The organism is Prevotella sp. AM34-19LB, assembly GCF_003468525.1.
Taxonomy (GTDB): Bacteria; Bacteroidota; Bacteroidia; order Bacteroidales; family Bacteroidaceae; genus Prevotella.
Genome location: NZ_QSIG01000009.1, coordinates 42168 through 59457, shown reverse-complemented (window position 1 = coordinate 59457; position 17290 = coordinate 42168). Strand labels below are relative to the sequence as shown.

6 protein-coding genes and 2 pseudogenes are annotated in these 17290 nt (G+C 46.0%); all 8 read left to right on the top strand.

Features of this window, described 5'->3' with window-relative positions:
• Positions 1 to 10: 10 nt before the first annotated feature.
• Positions 11 to 1978 (top strand): RagB/SusD family nutrient uptake outer membrane protein, encoded by a 1968-nt coding sequence (locus DW830_RS04510; protein WP_119249045.1) that lies wholly within the window; start codon positions 11 to 13, stop codon positions 1976 to 1978.
• A 55-nt stretch (positions 1979 to 2033) separates the two neighbouring features.
• Positions 2034 to 4871 carry a SusC/RagA family TonB-linked outer membrane protein gene (locus tag DW830_RS04505; RefSeq protein WP_119249044.1) on the top strand — a complete coding sequence of 946 codons (2838 nt, stop codon included), beginning with the start codon at positions 2034 to 2036 and terminating at the stop codon, positions 4869 to 4871.
• A 22-nt stretch (positions 4872 to 4893) separates the two neighbouring features.
• Positions 4894 to 6685: pseudogene (locus DW830_RS04500) on the top strand (RagB/SusD family nutrient uptake outer membrane protein).
• Positions 6686 to 6720: 35 nt separating this feature from the next.
• The gene (locus DW830_RS04495) at positions 6721 to 7704 is read left to right on the top strand and encodes a BT_3987 domain-containing protein (RefSeq protein WP_158573440.1); all 984 of its coding nucleotides are present in this window, start codon (positions 6721 to 6723) and stop codon (positions 7702 to 7704) included.
• 14 nt (positions 7705 to 7718) lie between these two features.
• The gene (locus tag DW830_RS04490) at positions 7719 to 9977 is read left to right on the top strand and encodes an endo-1,4-beta-xylanase (protein WP_119249042.1); all 2259 of its coding nucleotides are present in this window, start codon (positions 7719 to 7721) and stop codon (positions 9975 to 9977) included.
• Positions 9978 to 10186: 209 nt separating this feature from the next.
• Positions 10187 to 12048, top strand: a pseudogene (locus tag DW830_RS04485) (sialate O-acetylesterase).
• Positions 12049 to 12376: 328 nt separating this feature from the next.
• Positions 12377 to 15409, top strand: coding sequence for a SusC/RagA family TonB-linked outer membrane protein (locus DW830_RS04480; protein WP_119249041.1), 3033 nt, complete (start codon positions 12377 to 12379; stop codon positions 15407 to 15409).
• Between the two features lie 18 nt (positions 15410 to 15427).
• Entirely contained in the window at positions 15428 to 17230 is a 1803-nt protein-coding gene (locus tag DW830_RS04475; RefSeq protein WP_119249040.1) for a RagB/SusD family nutrient uptake outer membrane protein, read from the top strand.
• The last annotated feature ends 60 nt before the right edge of the window (positions 17231 to 17290 follow it).

The window sequence follows — 17290 nt, the reverse complement described above, 5'->3', positions numbered from 1 at the left end:
TGCATAACAAATGAAAAATAATTTAGTGAAAATATTTTGTGCACTGAGCCTCACTTGCGGATTTGCTTCTTGTACAGATTACTTAGATAAGAGCCCTGATACAGATGTGAGTGCAGAACAAGCGTTCAAGAACTTCACCAATTTCCAGGGATATGTGGAGCAAATTTACAACTGTATTCCAAGTAAGGAGTCGAATATGTATTGTACCTCATTCAACTGGGGTGAAGATGAAATCATGAATACTGGCTTGGGAGATGATCATGTGACTGCTCATTTTGATTTAGGCGACTACCGTAACTGGTATAGCAATAATCAAAGTTTCTTGCACAGACCATCTTCAGGAAATCCTGGTGAGTACCTTGATCCGACTTCAACCAATAAATTTGCTCATTCTTTGGAGCATGCCTGGTATTGCATCCGCAAGTGTAATTTGGGTCTTGCTAACCTTGACCTGATGACCGACTGTACCCAGGAAGAGAAGAACTTCATCAAGGGACAGTTGTTGTTCTTCCGTGCATGGTGGCACGAGGAGTTGATAGCTTTCTTTGGCGGTATGCCATACGTAGACACCGTATTGGATGGTGCATCAGTTTTGACTTTGCCTCGTCTTTCTTATCAGGAATGCGCATTGAAATGTGCCGAAGATTTTAAGGCTGCTGCAGAGTTACTTCCTAATGATTGGGACAAGACAACTATAGGTAAGAAAACTTTGGGCAAGAATGAACTTCGTATTACAAAAGTTTGCGCTTTGGGCTACTTAGGTAAAGTGTTGCTTTGGGCTTCTTCTCCATTGAATAATATCGGTGCAGAGACGGGAGCTTCCAAGAATGGCGATACCTATAAGTATAATACAGAGCTTGCCGCAAAGGCTGCTGATGCTTTGGCAGAGGCTATTGCTCAGGTAAATTCAGGCAAAACTCCATATGCATTGTGTACCTATGACTACTCTGATATTTATAATCATGTAGCAAAGTCTGGTTCTACAAACAACTTTTCTGATATCTTCCGTACTACAGGTAAGAATTGGAAACAACCAGGTTCTACAGAGGCAATCATGCGCGGTCCATATATTGGCGAGAATTCATCAAACTGGAACTTCACCAAACTTTGGGGACCTAAGATGGAAGATATCGTACAACACGATGCTGTGATTCACCAGCCGACAGCCAACTATGTAAACTATTATGGTATGGCTAATGGTCTGCCTTTGGATGATCCTGATTCCGGATTCGATCCAAAGCATCCATTCAAGAATCGTGATCCACGTTTCTACCATGACATCGTCTTCGATGGTTTTAAGTATATCAATACAACCATTGATGCAGTAAAGGAACCAAAGGTTGCTGCATTGCAGTATATACCAATGTATTCTGGTAGTGTATTGCGAAATTCTTCAAGTCAGGGATGCCGCACTGGTTACTATACTCAGAAGCTGGTTCCTCACCAGGCAAATAAGTATGATGGCATGTACGAATGGGGTGGTGCCTTGCAGTGCGACCTTCCTTACATGCGTCTTGCCGACCTCTATCTGATGTATGCTGAGGCTGGTGCTGCCGTTCAGGGAGCCAACTACAAGAGCTCAAAGCTCAACCTCACCGCTGCTGAAGCAATCAATGTGCTTCGCGATAGAGTAGATGCTGGTCATGTGGCAGATAAGTTTATGAACGACCAGAAGAAGTTTATGGACGAGGTTCGCCGCGAGCGTGCCGTAGAGCTTGCCTTTGAGGGCTTCCGCTGGAACGACCTGCAGCGCTGGTTGCTTCTCACAGAATATCCTTATAACATCAAGACTTCACAGGAATTCAAGCGTGTAGGTAATTTCGATTATACCAAGAACGATCCACGTGATGCCGAGGTGACAGGATGGAGCGAGAAGACCATCGTGACCCGCGACTTCTCAGAGAAACACTATCTCTTGCCACTCAAGGAAAGCGATGTTTATCTGTATCCTGAGTTTGGACAGAATCCAGGATGGTAATCACCCGGAGATGTGATATATAAAAAGCATAAACTTAGAAATAATCATATTATATATGAAAAATAATAAGAAAACAATATACTCTGCTCTGACAGTGGTTACGGCACTTCTGGCACAGTTGCCTGCTTCGGCTCAGGAATCTGCTGATAGCGCAATGGTTAACGTGGCGTTCAAGAAGGCGTACCAGAGCGATGTGCTCGGTGGTGTGAGCACCGTCAATGTCAGAGAATTGACAGAGAAAAACTATAATACCTACAGCCTTGACAACATGCAGGGTTATGTATCCGGTTATAATGGCAGTGGTATGTGGGGTTATTCCAATGCACTTGTCCTCATCGACGGTGTGCCACGTGAAGCCAGTAATGTTCGCCCCGACGAGATTGAGGATATCTCTTTTCTGAAGGGTGCCCAGGCCACAGTACTTTATGGCAGCAAGGCTGCCAATGGCGTTATCATGATTACCACCAAGCGTGGTAGTGTGAATGACGGTTTGTCTGTGAAGGTGAATGCCAATACGGGTTGGAATGTAGCCAAGGCTTTTCCTGAGTATCTCGGTTCGGCTGAGTACATGACTCTCTACAACGAGGCTTTCCTCAATGATGGCGGTGCCGAAAACAACCTGCCATATTCTGCAGAGACCATCTACAACTATGCATCCGGAAAGAATCCATATCGCTATCCTAGCGTAGACTTCTATTCTTCTGATTACATCAAGAAGGCGTTCAACCGCTCGGAGGTATCTGCCGAGATAGAAGGTGGCAACCAGAAGGCGCGCTTCTATGCCAACGTGAGTTACTATCGCAACGGTGACAACTTGAACTTCGGCGAGGCTAAGAAGAACTATACCGACCGATTCAATGTAAGAGGTAATGTGGATTTCGCCTTGAGCAGCACCATCAATGCCTACGTAAATGCGAATGCCACCTTCTACGGGGCTAAGTCGGCTAACACTAACAATAGCAGCTACTGGGAGCAGGCCCGCACCTTCCGTCCTAACCGCGTGGCTCCGCTGATTCCTGTGGAAATGATTGACCCTAATGCCAAGTCGGCGCTGACTATGATTGGGGCTACCAGCAATATCATTGATGGCAAGTACTTCCTGGGTGGTTCTTCTGCCGACCTCACCAACGTGTTCGGTGATATCTACGCTTCGGGTACCAATGTCTATCACAGCCGTCAGTTCCAGTTTGATGCAGGTTTGAACTTCGACCTCTCTTCTGTACTCAAGGGCTTGAGTTTCCACACCATGGTAGCCATCGACTATGCTACGGCATACTCAACATCGTTCAACAATTCCTACGCCACCTTCCAGCCTACATGGGCTAACTTCAACGGCAAGGATGTTATCGTAGGTTTGAACAACAATGGTACGGTGGACAAAAAATCGGGTGCTCAGAATATCTCTGGTTCTACCGATAACCAGACCATCGCATTCAATGCGCACTTCGATTACAACCGCACCTTCAACGATGTGCACAACGTAAGTGCCATGCTGGTGGCCAACGGTTATCAGCAGAGTAAGTCTGCAGAGTATCATAAGGTGAGCAACGCCAACATGGGCCTGCAGGTCTCTTATAACTATGATCATAAGTATTATGCCGATTTCGCTCTGGCTACACCTTGGTCTGCCAAGTTGCCATCAGCCAAGCGATTGGGTGTATCTCCATCTGTCACTCTGGGCTGGCGCCTCTCTAAGGAGAAGTTTATGGAGAATTCATTCTTCGATGATCTGACCCTCAGCGCAAGCTACACCGACATGAAGACCGATCTGGGTATCGACGATTACTACATGTATCTCGGAACCTATCAGAGCGGTGGCTGGTGGGATTGGAATGGTGGTTCCGGTCACTCAGCTATGCAGTCTAAGCGTGGTAGCAACAATGAACTCAGCTACCTGCACCGCAAGGAAATTTCTGCTACGGTTCATGCAGAGATGCTCAACAAGGCTTTGAGTTTCGATGCATCTTACTTCCTCTCTAAGTGGACCAACGGAATTCTGGAGGCTCGCAATCAGGTGCCTAGCTATCTGTTCAGCTACTATCCTGAGTCTTCTTTCGTTCCTTACATTAATTTTAATGAGGACAAGCGCAGCGGTTTCGACTTTGCTGTGAACTACAAGAAGCAGTTTGGTGATTTCGGTTTCGGCGTAGGAGCCAACGTAACTTACTACACCACCGAGGCAACCAAGCGAGATGATTCGCAGTATGCTGATACCTATCAGTATCGCCAGGGGCAGCCACTCGATGCTATCTGGGGTTATGAGTGCCTGGGCTTCTTCCAGGATGAGAATGATATCAAGAACTCTCCAACCCAGATTATCGGCGGAACCATCCGTCCGGGTGACCTGAAGTACAAGGACCAGAACGGCGACAACGTCATCGATAGCAAGGACCAGGTTTATCTGGGCAAGGGCGGCTGGTATGGAACTCCTACCACTATCGGTATGAACCTCACTCTGAAATATAAGGGCTTCACCCTCTTCATGCTCGGCACAGGAAACTTCGGTGCTCACGCCGTGAAGAACTCCACCTACTTCTGGGTGGGCGGTAGTGCCAAATATACAGCAGAGATGCGCGGCAGATGGACCAAGGAGACTGCAGCCACAGCCACCTTCCCACGTCTGACCACAGAGGCAGGTACGAACAACTATCAGACATCAGACTTCTGGATGTACTCTACCGACCGCATCGACCTTCAGAAGGTGCAGTTGAGCTACGACTTCCCTAAGGCGATGTTCATGAAGAGTTTCGTACGCGGACTTCAGCTCTTTGTCAACGGCAACAGTCTGCTCACCATAGCCAAGGAGCGCAAGCTCATGGATATGAATGTTAACAATTCAGGTTCGGCACCATTGAACCGCTTCTATAGCATCGGTGCTAAGGTTTCATTCTAGAATTAATTAAAGAATTAAAATTATGAAATTATCAAGATTATTATTGATAAGTGCAGTCTTAGTATCGCTCACTTCTTGTGACGACCTGTTTGAGCCTGCCTTGGAAAATAACCAAGATATCAGCGAGATGTATAAGGATCCTACGTTTGCCCGTGGTATTCTTGACAATGCTTACCTGGCTCTGCCATATAGCAATTCGCCATCTACTGATGCTGCCACCGACGATGCCGTTATCAACCAGAACGGTGATGATTACAAGAAGATGGCAACAGGTTCTTGGGCTGCAAATATGAATCCGGTTTCACAGTGGGATGGTCGTTATCACGCCATCCAGTACTGTAACCTGATGTTGGAAAACTGCGATAAGGTAGAGTGGGCTTACTCCAGCGAGATTCTCAAGCAGATGTATTGCGACAACTACAAGGGTAATGCCTATGCTTTGCGTGGCTTACACCTGATGTACTTGCTCCGTGCTCATGCCGGATGGTAGATGGTCAGTTGATGGGTGTGCCTATCCATCTTTCTTCAGAAGATTCAAAGTCTGATTTCAATCTTCCACGCAACACCTTCAAGGAGTGCTACGACCAGATTATGTCTGATTTCGATGAGGCTCTGAAGTATTTGCCTGAGCAGTATGCCGATGTGAATGAGGATCAGGTTCCTGCCAAGTATGCCCAGAAGGGTGCTACCAATGCAGAGTACAATCGTGCCTTCGGTACCAACCATCGTGGCAAGATTGACGGTCGCATCATCTCGGCTTTCAAGGCTCAGCTCGCCATCCTCGCCGCTTCTCCTGCTTATGCATCTGCCGGTGTAGCCTCTTATGAGGATGCTGCCAAATATGCTGCCAACTGCCTGAGCGAGTTTGGTGGTTTGGATGCAGTGGATCCTGACGGATGGAAGTGGTTCTGCAATAAGTCGCTCATAGACGGATTGGGTGCTACATCCGAGAATCCTAAGGAGATTATCTGGCGTGGAAATGTTGAAGAAAGCAACTCTCTGGAGACAGATTACTATCCTCCTTCGCTCTATGGTAGCGGTAAGATCAATCCAACCCAGAACCTGGTGGATGCGTTCCCTATGGCAAACGGTTATCCTATTGCTGATGCCAATGCAGAATACGATGCCAAGAATCCATATCAGAACCGTGACCCACGTCTCGCTGCCTACATTCTTGTAAATGGCGATAAAATCGGTGCTACTGATGGAGTGGTAAATACAGCTGCTGATTCTAAGACTCTGGATGGCTTGAACAAGGAGAATGGAAAATCAACCAAGACGGGTTACTATCTTCGCAAGTTGCTCCGTCCTGATGTGAACCTCAACCCAAGCTCTGCAACCAAGCAGAAGCATCTGCCAGCTCGTATCCGTACTACGGAAATCTTGCTCGACTATGCTGAGGCTGCAATGAGGCTCAGGGTCCTAAGGCAAATGTGGGCGGTGCCAACTATTCTGCCTACGATGTAATCAAGGCAATCCGTGAGCGTGCCGGACTTGGTGAGTTTGGCGAGGATCCATACTTGGAGGAGTGCGCACAGAGCAAGGATAAGATGCGTGAGCTGATCCGCAACGAGCGCCGTCTGGAGCTTTGCTTCGAGAACCATCGTTTCTGGGATTTGCGCCGCTGGAAGGCTAATCTCAATGAGGCTGCCAAGGGTATCAACATCACGACAGATGCCACAACAGGCGAATACATCTACAAGACTTTCGACGCTGAGGAACGCAAGTATTCAGACTATATGTACTATGGTCCTATCCCATACACTGAGATTCTGAAATACAGCAACCTCAAGCAGAACGAGGGTTGGAAATAATAAACGACTAATATTATAAATAAAGACTAATGATTATGAAACGATATATCAAAATGGTGGCAGCCCTTCTGACACTGATGGCTTCTTTCACGGCATGTGAGAATGGAGACCAGGCTTTCGATGATTACGAGGGTGGAACTACTGCTTACTTTGCTTATCAATCACCAGTTCGTACTATTGTGCTGGGCGATGATGAGTATGATACAACATTGGACAAGGCACATAAGTGTAAGATCCTGGCAACCTTTGGTGGTTCCTATAATGGCAGAAATGCTACCGTGAATGTGGCTGTTGACAATAGCTTGTGCGACAATCTTACATTCGCTGATGGCACGCCAGTAAAGGCTATGCCTGCAGAGTATTATCAGCTATCTACTACAGCCTTCAATTTCAATGGAGGTATGAAGGGAGGTACAGAGGTGCAGCTTACTGATGCTTTCTTCAATGACCCTGATGCTGTAAAGAATACATACGTGATTCCTTTGGTCATGCAGAATCAGACTGGTTTTGACAGAATCGCCACTGGAACATTAAAAGAGGGTAAAACAGGCTCTCGAACCAATGCTTCTATTTGGGAGACGGCTCCACAGGATTATGTGATGTATTGCGTGAAGTATCAGAACAAGTATAGTGGCTGGTGGTTGACCAATCACAATACAAGTACCGATAATATCGAGAAGGCTTCACAGGTTCAGATTGCTACCCGCACCCTGAACAGCTCTGTTTATACTGTAGAGTTTCAGGAGGGAAGCAATATTTTGAAGGCAGACCTCTTGCTTACATTTGATGCCAATGAGAAGTGTACCATCACTTCTCTCACCGATGGTGTTACTGCAACAGGTACTGGTTCTTGGGCTGACGATGCCTTGCTGTCTTGGAACAACATGTATCGTGACTTGATGGAACTCAATGCTGAGATTACTTTCGCTGGCGGCGTTAAGAAGAATCTCAATGAGAAACTCGTTTGGTGGCGTAGTGGAGTAACCAAGGAGGAGTTCTCTTATACCTATAATAATTAATGATCGCATAAGTTATGAATAAACAAATATTAGTATCTGCACTCGGGGCCATGCTTTTGGCCTCTTGTGCAGACCACTTCGACCAGAATTTCGAGACCGTACGTCCTGATAAGGAAGCGCAGTATGGTTATCTGGAGCAATATGATGCCTTGAAGGAATACATCAAGGACCGTCCAAACTTCCACCTCGGAATCGGAACTGCTGTAGATGAATATAACAAGAAGGAACTGGTGTATGCTTTGACCAACAGCAACTTTAACGAGACTGTAGCCGGCAACGCCATGAAGATGTCTTCTTGTGTTGCTGATGATGGTAGCATGAATTTCGATAAGGTAAGTGAATATGTTAAGAATGCTACCGATGCAGGCCTTTCTGTTTATGGCCATACCTTGGCTTGGCATTCACAGCAGCCATTGAAATATCTGAATGGTTTGATCGCAGATAGACCTGCTCCAGAGGTTCCTGGTGGTGATAACAAGTATATTCGCTATACAACGGCAGCTGCTGGTGCCAATCCGTGGGACAATCAGGCTAACTGTAAACTTTCTGAACCATTGGAAAAGGGAGCAAGCTATACGCTTACCATGAAAGTGAAGGCATCTGAAGACTGCGATATCGCTTTCTGGCCTATTTGGAACGCTAGCCCTAACAAGAACCAGTGGGGTGGCAGTAATGATGTGCAGTATTTGGATACTTACAAGGCTACAACAGAGTGGACTACGCTTACTTGGAAATTTAATGCAGCCTTTACTCATGATATGTTGCAGTTCTGCTTTGGTAAGCTAGGTGGCACTATCGACTTTGATGATGTCAAACTTGTTAAGGATGGTTCTGATGACAACTTGGTAGCCAATGGTGATTTCACCACAGATAATATTTCAGCTTGGGGCAGCAATTGGCAAGGTCCTTCTTTTGCTATCAAGCAAGGTTCTGGAGAAAGTGCTGGCGGTAATTTCTGCATCAAATATACCACAACAAAGGATGGCGCCAACCTTTGGGATCATCAGGCTACTTACAAACTGGATAAGACTTTGGTGCAGGGTGCTAAGTATGTGTTGACCATGAAGGTGAAGTCTACTTCTAAGACCAAGTTTGCTTTCTGGCCTATCTGGAACGCCAGCCCTAACAAAAACCAGTGGGGTGGCAGTAATGATGTCCAGTATTGTGAGGACAAAGACATCTCTACCAAATGGACTACTCTTACATGGGAGTTTGAGGCTCAGTTTACTCATGATTTGTTGCAGTTCTGCTTCGGTATGTTGAAGAATAACGAGAGCGTAAGCATAGATGATATTACTCTCGTTAAAGAAGGTACTGAGGAAAATCTTGTAGCCAACGGTGACTTCGCCCAGAATGCAACCGCAGGTTGGGGCAGCAACTGGCAGGGTCCTACCTTCAAGTGTGAGAAGATAGGTGGTGGTATTCCATTGTCTGACAAGGAAAAGAAGGAAGTTCTGACTACTGCCTTGGACAAGTGGATTGCTGGTATGATGGAGGCAACAGAAGGCAAGGTAAAGGCTTGGGATGTTGTCAATGAGGCTCTCTCTGGTGCTGATACTAACGGTGACGGTAAGTATGACCTTCAGTCTGCAACTCGTGGTACAGCCCCAGACGATGATATTCCTAACAGCTTCTACTGGCAGGATTACCTCGGCGACCTCGACTATGTTCGCACAGCTGTAGCTTCTGCTCGCAAGCATTTTGAGGAAAATGGTGGCAACCCAGAGGAACTCAAGCTCTTCGTCAATGATTACAACTTGGAGAGTGATTGGGATCAGAATGGCAAACTCAAGAGCTTGATTCAGTGGATCAAGGATTGGGAGGCTGATGGTGTTACCAAGATTGATGGTATCGGTAGCCAGATGCACATCTCTTGCTATGGTAATCCTCAGACTCAGGAGTCTAAGAAGAATGCTATTGTCAACATGTTGAAGTTGATGGCTGACTCTCGCAAGTTGGTTCGTATCTCTGAGTTGGATATGGGTTATGTGGATGAAACAGGCAAGAGTGTAAACACCAACGATATGACTGAGGAGCAGCACAAGCAGATGCGTGACCTTTATGAGTTCGTCATCAAGAAGTACTTCGAAATCATCCCTGAGGATCAGCAGTGGGGTATCTGTCAGTGGTGTGCTACTGACAGTCCTGCCAATAGTGGTTGGCGTGCTGGTTTGCCAGTAGGCCTCTGGGATTTGGATTATTATCGCAAGCACACCTATGGTGGCTTTGCAGCAGGTCTTGGTGCTCCTGAATATTGGAACGATGCCAAGTAAAGATATTGCCAGATATTAGTATCAAATATATAATAAATTGAAAAGACATTAGTTTAGGTTTTATCATATACAAGGATTAACCGAAATGATGTTAGTCGTTAAGGTTGGTCGTGTCGTGATGGCATGACCAACTATTTATATTTCAATTGTATTAGCAAATGAGACGTTTAACAATTATTGCATCTCTTCTCATGACTCTGTGCTACCCTATGGGAGTACAGGCTAGTAATGGGGGGAAAGGGGGGAGTGTAAGCCCCGACCCAAATTTTCAGATTTATCTCTGTTTCGGACAGTCGAACATGGAGGGCAATGCCGCCATTGAAGACATCGACCGAACAGGAGTGAATCCAAGATTCATGGCGATGTATGCCGTGGATGATGAAAAAGCTGGATGGAAAAAAGGACAGTGGCATACTGCCGTTCCACCTCAGGCACGACCAAGCACTGGCTTGAGTCCGGTGGATTACTTTGGCAGAAAAATGGTAGATAACCTGCCTGATAGCATCAAGGTGGGAACCATCACCGTGGCGGTGGGTGGTGCTAGCATTGACCTCTTCGATAAGCGTACCTATAAGGCTTACCTGAAGAAGCAGCCAGACTGGATGAAGAATTTCGCATCCCAGTATCATGGTAATCCTTATGCCCGACTCATCGAGCTTGCCAAGATTGCCAAGAAGCAGGGTGTCATCAAGGGTATCCTTCTGCACCAGGGTGAAACCAACAATGGCGATGCCAACTGGCCTAACCGGGTAAAGACCGTATATAATGATATCCTGAAAGATTTGAATCTGAAGGCAGAAGATGTACCTTTGCTCGTGGGTGAGACCGTTCAGAAAGATCAGGCGGCAGCTGCTGGCAGCATATCGCCATTGTGGATGATATCGCAAAGACTATCCCTACTGCCCACGTCATCTCTTCCAAGGGATGTCCGCAGCGTGGCGATGGTCTGCATTTCATTGCCGAAAGCTATCGCACCATGGGTAAGCGTTATGCCAACATGATGCTCTCGCTGCTCGGCATCATTCCGGATGCCAACTATCCACGTGTGGATAAAGACCACCGTGCCTACGTCAAGCTTCATGCACCAGAGGCCAAGCAGGTAATCTTTGATATCTGCGGAAAGAAGTATCCGATGAAGAAGGATTTCGATGGCGACTGGTATGGCGTTTCTGACCCTCTGGTAGTGGGTTTCCACTATTATTTCCTGAATGTAGATGGCGTACAGGTAGTAGATCCTGCTAGCGAAACCTACTTCGGTTGCTGCCGAGAGGCAAGTGGCTTGGAGGTTCCTGAGGGAACTGAAGGCAATTACTATCGTCCTCAGCAGGGAGTGGCACAGGGTCAGGTTCGCTCTGTATCCTATTATGCCGCATCTCAGGGTAAATTCCGCAGAGCCATGGTTTATACGCCGGCAGAATATGAAACCAATCTGAGCAAGCGCTATCCAGTGCTTTATCTGCAGCACGGAATGGGCGAGGATGAGACGGGCTGGAGCCATCAGGGCTATATGCAGCACATCATGGACAATCTCATTGCCGAAGGCAAGGCTGAGCCTATGATTGTGGTGATGGAGAGCGGCGATGTAAAGCAGCCTTTCGTGCCACGTCCGGGCAAGGATGTGGATGAGGAGCGCAAGCTCTATGGCGCATCTTTCTACGATGTGATTATCAAGGATCTGATTCCGATGGTAGATAAGAAGTTCCGCACCTATACCGACAGAAACCATCGTGCGATGGCTGGCTTGTCATGGGGCGGTTGCCAGACTTTCAACACCGTGTTGCCGAACTTGGATAAGTTCTCTGCCCTGGGAACCTTCAGCGGTGCACTTTTCGGTGTGGATGTCAAGACCTGCTTTAACGGCGTCTTTGCCGATGCAGAGAAGTTCAACAGCCAGATAAACTATATGTTCATGGGCTGCGGTTCAGAAGAGAACTTCGGCACGGAGAAGATGGCGAAGGAATTGAAGGACCTGGGCATCAAGCTTGATGTCTATGTTTCACCTGGAACTCATCATGAGTGGCTTACCTGGCGCCGCTGTCTGAAGGAATTTGTGCCACATCTGTTCAAGTAACAAGACTGGAAATCTATAAGATAATATAAAAGAAATCCCGAAGCTGCCAGGCAGTTTCGGGATTTCTTTTTGTTATATTTCTAATATCTTATGTTTCTTTTTGGTTTTTTTTTTATGTTTCGCAAAGAAATTGTAACATAAAAGAAAGTCATTTCACGAAATAAATCTTAATTTTGCAACGTGCTTTGCAAAAGAATGTTTTTACTGAACATGTATACAATCATAAACTGATAAAATTAATAATTTAATCTATTTTCTTATGAGGAACTTAAGAAAGATTGAAAAGCCGTTAGCGTTGCTATCCTTTCTCTGTTTATTCCCTGCAGGAATGTCGGCTCAGAGTATTGTAAAAGGAGTAGTTACAGACACAAGTGGTGAACCTGTCATTGGTGCTACAGTGAAAGCTGCAGGCAGCAAGAAGGGTGTGGTTACCGATTTGGATGGTAAGTTTAGCATTGATGCTGCGCCAAACGCAACATTAACCATTACTTATATAGGTATGGAGCCAAAGACCGTCAAGGCTGAGGCTGGCAAGACGCTTACCATCTCACTGAAAGATGATGCCAAGGTCATTGATGACGTGGTAGTCATCGGTTATGGTGTGCAGAAGAAGAGCGACTTGACTGGTGCCGTGGCTTCTATCAAGAGTGATGACATCAAGGGCTTGTCTACAACAGATGCTGGTGCTGCCCTCCAGGGTAAGGCTGCCGGTGTACAGATTATCAACTCGGGTGGTCCAGGTGAGGCTGCAGATATCCGTGTGCGTGGTTATTCTTCTAACAGTGGAAATATCAGTCCATTGCTCATTGTTGATGGTTTGAAGGTGGACAATATCCAGTATCTTGATCCATCTATGATCGAGAGCATGGAGGTTTTGAAGGATGCTGCTTCTGCTGCCATCTATGGTGCGCAGGCTGGTAATGGTGTCGTCATCATCACTACCAAGAGTGGTGCTGCCAATGGCGGTAAGGCTGAGATTTCTTATAGCAGCAAGTTTACCATCCAGTCTATTGGTAGAAAGGCTAAGCTCTTCGACGCTCCAGAGTATATTTCATACCATAAGTACTTGGGCGACTTGACGGATGATAAGTTGAAGGCTGAGGGATACAATGGAGAGAACACCAACTGGTATGATGAGGCTTTTGAAAATAGTTTGGCTCATCAGCACAGCCTTACCATCCAGGCTAGCAATGGTAAGGGCCGTTTCCTTGCCAACTTGAATATCCTCAATAACAATGGTATCGTCAAGGGAGATAAGGATGTTTACAAGCGTTTTACAGGTCAGATTAATGCAGACTACGATGTATATAAGTGGTTGAACATCTCGACAAACACCTCTTTCGAGAAGTGGAAGACCAAGGGTGTGAACAAAGGTTATGGTTCTGTGTTGAACTCTGTTGTTTCTGTAGATCCATTGACACCTTGCTATGTAAGCGACCCTTCAAAGTTGCCAACCAATGTTTATAACGCTTATCAGAATGGCGCTCCTGTGATGAGAGATGCTGACCATAATAATGATTTCTATGGTACATCTCACTATGTAGAGGATGCTACGGGTAACCCATTGGCACAGCGCGACCGCGTGGGCTCTTACAACCAGGGTATCAATGTACGTGGTACCGTTGCTGCCAACATCAAGCCATTCAAGGGCTTCACCTATACATCTCGTTTGGGTTACCGCATCACGCAGAGCAACTTCCACAACTATGAGCAGCCATATTACATCAATACCCTCTCCAACTCCTCACAGTACAAGATAGAGGCTCATACCAACAATGGTCTTTACTATCAGTGGGAGAACTTTGCAAACTATTTGAATACATTTGGCAAGCATACTGTAGGAGCTATGGTGGGTATGTCGTTTACCAAGAATCATTGGGACAATGCTACTATAGGTTCTGAGGGTACGGATATTCTTTCAAACTACGCTCCTAACTATTGTTACATCGACTATTTGCTTGCTGATGCAACTAAGAGCGTAGGCAATGCTCCTGGCGATGCAACAGAACTTTCATACTTCGGACGTTTGTCTTATAGCTACGATAATCGTTATTTCTTGCAGTTCAACTTCCGTCGTGATGCATTCGATTCATCTAAGCTTTCAAAGGATGCTCGTTGGGGTAACTTCCCATCTGTATCTGCGGGTTGGACTATCAGCAATGAGAAGTTCTTCAAGGACAACATCAGTCGTGATGCCATCTCTTTCTTGAAGCTTCGTGGATCTTGGGGTAAGAATGGTAATGTCAATGTATTGAGCAACTACAAGTATGCTTCTCCTATTGCCATCAACCAGAGCTTCTATCAGTACAATCCATCTATCGGTGATGGAAAGTTGTCTTATGGTTCTAAGCCAACAGGTCTTGCTAACCCAGATTTGACTTGGGAGACTTCAGAGCAGGTTGACTTGGGTCTTGATGCACGTTTCTTGAACGACCGCTTGACATTCTCTCTCGACTGGTATCGCAAGAACACCAAGGACCTCTTGGTAGAAATCAACCCTCTTCCTGAAATTGGTGTAAGCAAGTCTATCGTCAACTCAGGTAAGGTGCTTAACACAGGTTTCGACTTTGAGTTGGGTTGGAGAGATCATATCCGTGATTTCAAGTACTCTGTTTCTGTCAACGGTTCTACCTTGAAGAATGAGGTAAAGGATCTTTCTTCATTCATCAGCCGTATCGAGGGTATAGGTATCGATGGCTTCAACAGCCGTTTGAAGCCAACATTCGAGGTGGGGCACTCTATCTGGTACTTCCGTGGTTACAAGTATGCAGGTGTAGCTGAGGATGGAAGTGCTTTGTATTATGACAAGGATGGCAAAACCACCAATGCGCCTACGGATAATGATAAGCAGGATTTGGGTGTGGGTATTCCTAAGTTTACTTATGGTATCACCCTCAATGCTGAGTACAAGGGCTTCGACTTGACCATCTTCGGTACAGGAGCAGCTGGCAATAAGATTTACAACTTGATGGTATCTGCCGACCGACCACTCTTGAATGGTATCGATGAATATTGGAAGAATTCTTGGACAGAGAGTAATACCAACGCCAAGTATCCTGATATGAAGAAGGTGGCAACTGACTGGACATTCTTCAGTTCTAGCGCAGCTGTCTTCAGCGGTTCTTACTTCAAGATTAAACAGATTCAGTTGGGTTACACATTGCCACGTCTCATTACGGGCAAGATTGGTCTAAATGGTGTGCGTGTTTACTGCTCTTTGGATGACTTCTTCACTATCACCAAGTATCCTGGAGCCGATCCTGAGACAGCTTCTATGAACAGCGCTCAGTCTCGTGGTTTTGATAATGGTACTTATCCTACTTCTAAGAAGATGGTATTTGGTATCAATGTAACATTCTAATTATTAAATGATACAGCAATGAAAAAGTATTTATTATATTCTAGTATATTAGCCCTTGCGTTGACAGGAACAGTATCTTTTACTTCCTGTGAGAGTCAGCTCGATATTGAGCAGAAGGGTGCTACTTCGGAGGAACAGTTCTATAAGACTGATGCCGATGCTGAGGCTGCTTTGGTGGCAGCATACGAAGGCTTTATGTGTAATGTAGTAGGGCGTCAGCCAGACTTCCAGGGAAGTATGGGTATCTATACTCCTCACAAGTTGATTCTGAACATGTGTGGTGATGATGTTTACTATGCCAGTGGTAACTATGGAGACCATGAGGACGCAGGTTGCCTCAATGAGTTCCGCTATGATACTGATGCCTTGGTTCCAAAGTTGATGTACTCAGGCCTCTATTCTTCTGTGTATACTTGCAACTTGGTCATTAACAAGTTTGCTAATCCAGATACACCAGTCAAGAAGCGTTGTGTGGCTGAGGCTCGTGTGCTTCGTGCTTACGACTACTTCTTGTTGGCAAACTTCTGGGGCACTCCTCCATTCGTCTTAAACCAGTTGACAGCTGATGCGCTTCCATACAACTGCGATAAGGATCCTGAGCATCCTATGACCCACGAACAGTTGATAGAGTGGGTTGCTTCTGAATGTGAGGCAGCTGCGGCCGATCTTGATGAGCGTAAAAGCAAGGATGACAAGGATGGAGCTGTAAAGGTAACCAAGGGCTTTGCTAATGCATTGGCTGGTAAGGCTTACCTCTTCGCTGGCAAGTATGAACAGGCTAAGACTGCCCTCAAGAAGGTTATCGACTCAGGCAAGTATGCCCTTGTTCCAGGCGACAAGTATATGGACAACTTCCATATTGAGGGTGATGGCGACGAGGAAAAGGTCTTCGAAATCAACTTCGAGTACAATGCTGGTAAGGGTGCATGGGGCGGTATGATTCAGCGTTCTACCTGGATGGAGTCTAATGCAATGAACTGGCGTGCTGGTAACTTCGTAGTTTCTCCTCAGTCTGTATATAGTGGTATCGATGGTTGGGGTGGCTTAGGTGTACCTCAGTGGTTTGGTGATGAGTTCCATGAGAACGATGGCGACTCTTACCGTTTCAAGGCTACCTTGAAGCACATTGATGATGCTGTTTATAAAATGGAGTATGCTAATGATGAGCTAAACAAGATGACGGTTGAGCAGAAGAAGGTAAGCACGGCTGTTGGTATTAAGGATCAGGTTCAGGGACTTTATGGTAACTCTACTTGGTTGGCATTCAAGACAGTGATGCGTGCAGCTGACTCAGATGGTAAGAAATATGGTGACAACATCCGCTTGAACAACTATCTCGTGATGCGTTATGCCGAGGTTCTTTTGAACTATGCTGAGGCTTGTCTCCAGACTGGCGATCAGGGTGAGGCCAAGAAGTATATTAATGCCATTCAGGAGCGTGCAGGATCCAAGACCATTAGTAGCTCAGTAGATATGGATGTTCTCAAGAAGGAGAAATCATACGAGTTGTGGATGGAAGGTTGTCGTTGGTTCGACATCAAGAGATGGAAGGATGCCACTGCCATCAATCGCATCAAGAATGCGGGTACCGATGTACCTCACCTCTTTGACAAGTTGTTCCGCGCACCTCAGGCTTCTGACGAGAAGTTGCACTGGGAGCATGGTACAGAGGCAAATAGCCGCTTCTATACAGTTTCTTCTCATGCAGCAAAGGATGCTGGTTTCACAGTTGGTTACCAAGAGGGAAAACATGATTACTTCCCTTATCCACAAACAGTGAAGAACATGAACCCTAACCTGGAGCAGAACCCTGGTTGGTAATCATGAAGTTGTTTTGTAAATAAAACGTTTTAAGTTATAAGACTATAGGTTAGTTTGACA

Excerpts from the sequence above, each read along its gene's own strand:
- DW830_RS04510 (WP_119249045.1), top strand. The coding sequence starts at position 11 with ATGAAAAATAATTTAGTGAAAATATTTTGTGCACTGAGCCTCACTTGC.
- DW830_RS04505 (WP_119249044.1), top strand. The coding sequence starts at position 2,034 with ATGAAAAATAATAAGAAAACAATATACTCTGCTCTGACAGTGGTTACG.
- DW830_RS04495 (WP_158573440.1), top strand. The coding sequence starts at position 6,721 with ATGAAACGATATATCAAAATGGTGGCAGCCCTTCTGACACTGATGGCT.
- DW830_RS04490 (WP_119249042.1), top strand. The coding sequence starts at position 7,719 with ATGAATAAACAAATATTAGTATCTGCACTCGGGGCCATGCTTTTGGCC.
- DW830_RS04480 (WP_119249041.1), top strand. The coding sequence starts at position 12,377 with ATGTCGGCTCAGAGTATTGTAAAAGGAGTAGTTACAGACACAAGTGGT.
- DW830_RS04475 (WP_119249040.1), top strand. The coding sequence starts at position 15,428 with ATGAAAAAGTATTTATTATATTCTAGTATATTAGCCCTTGCGTTGACA.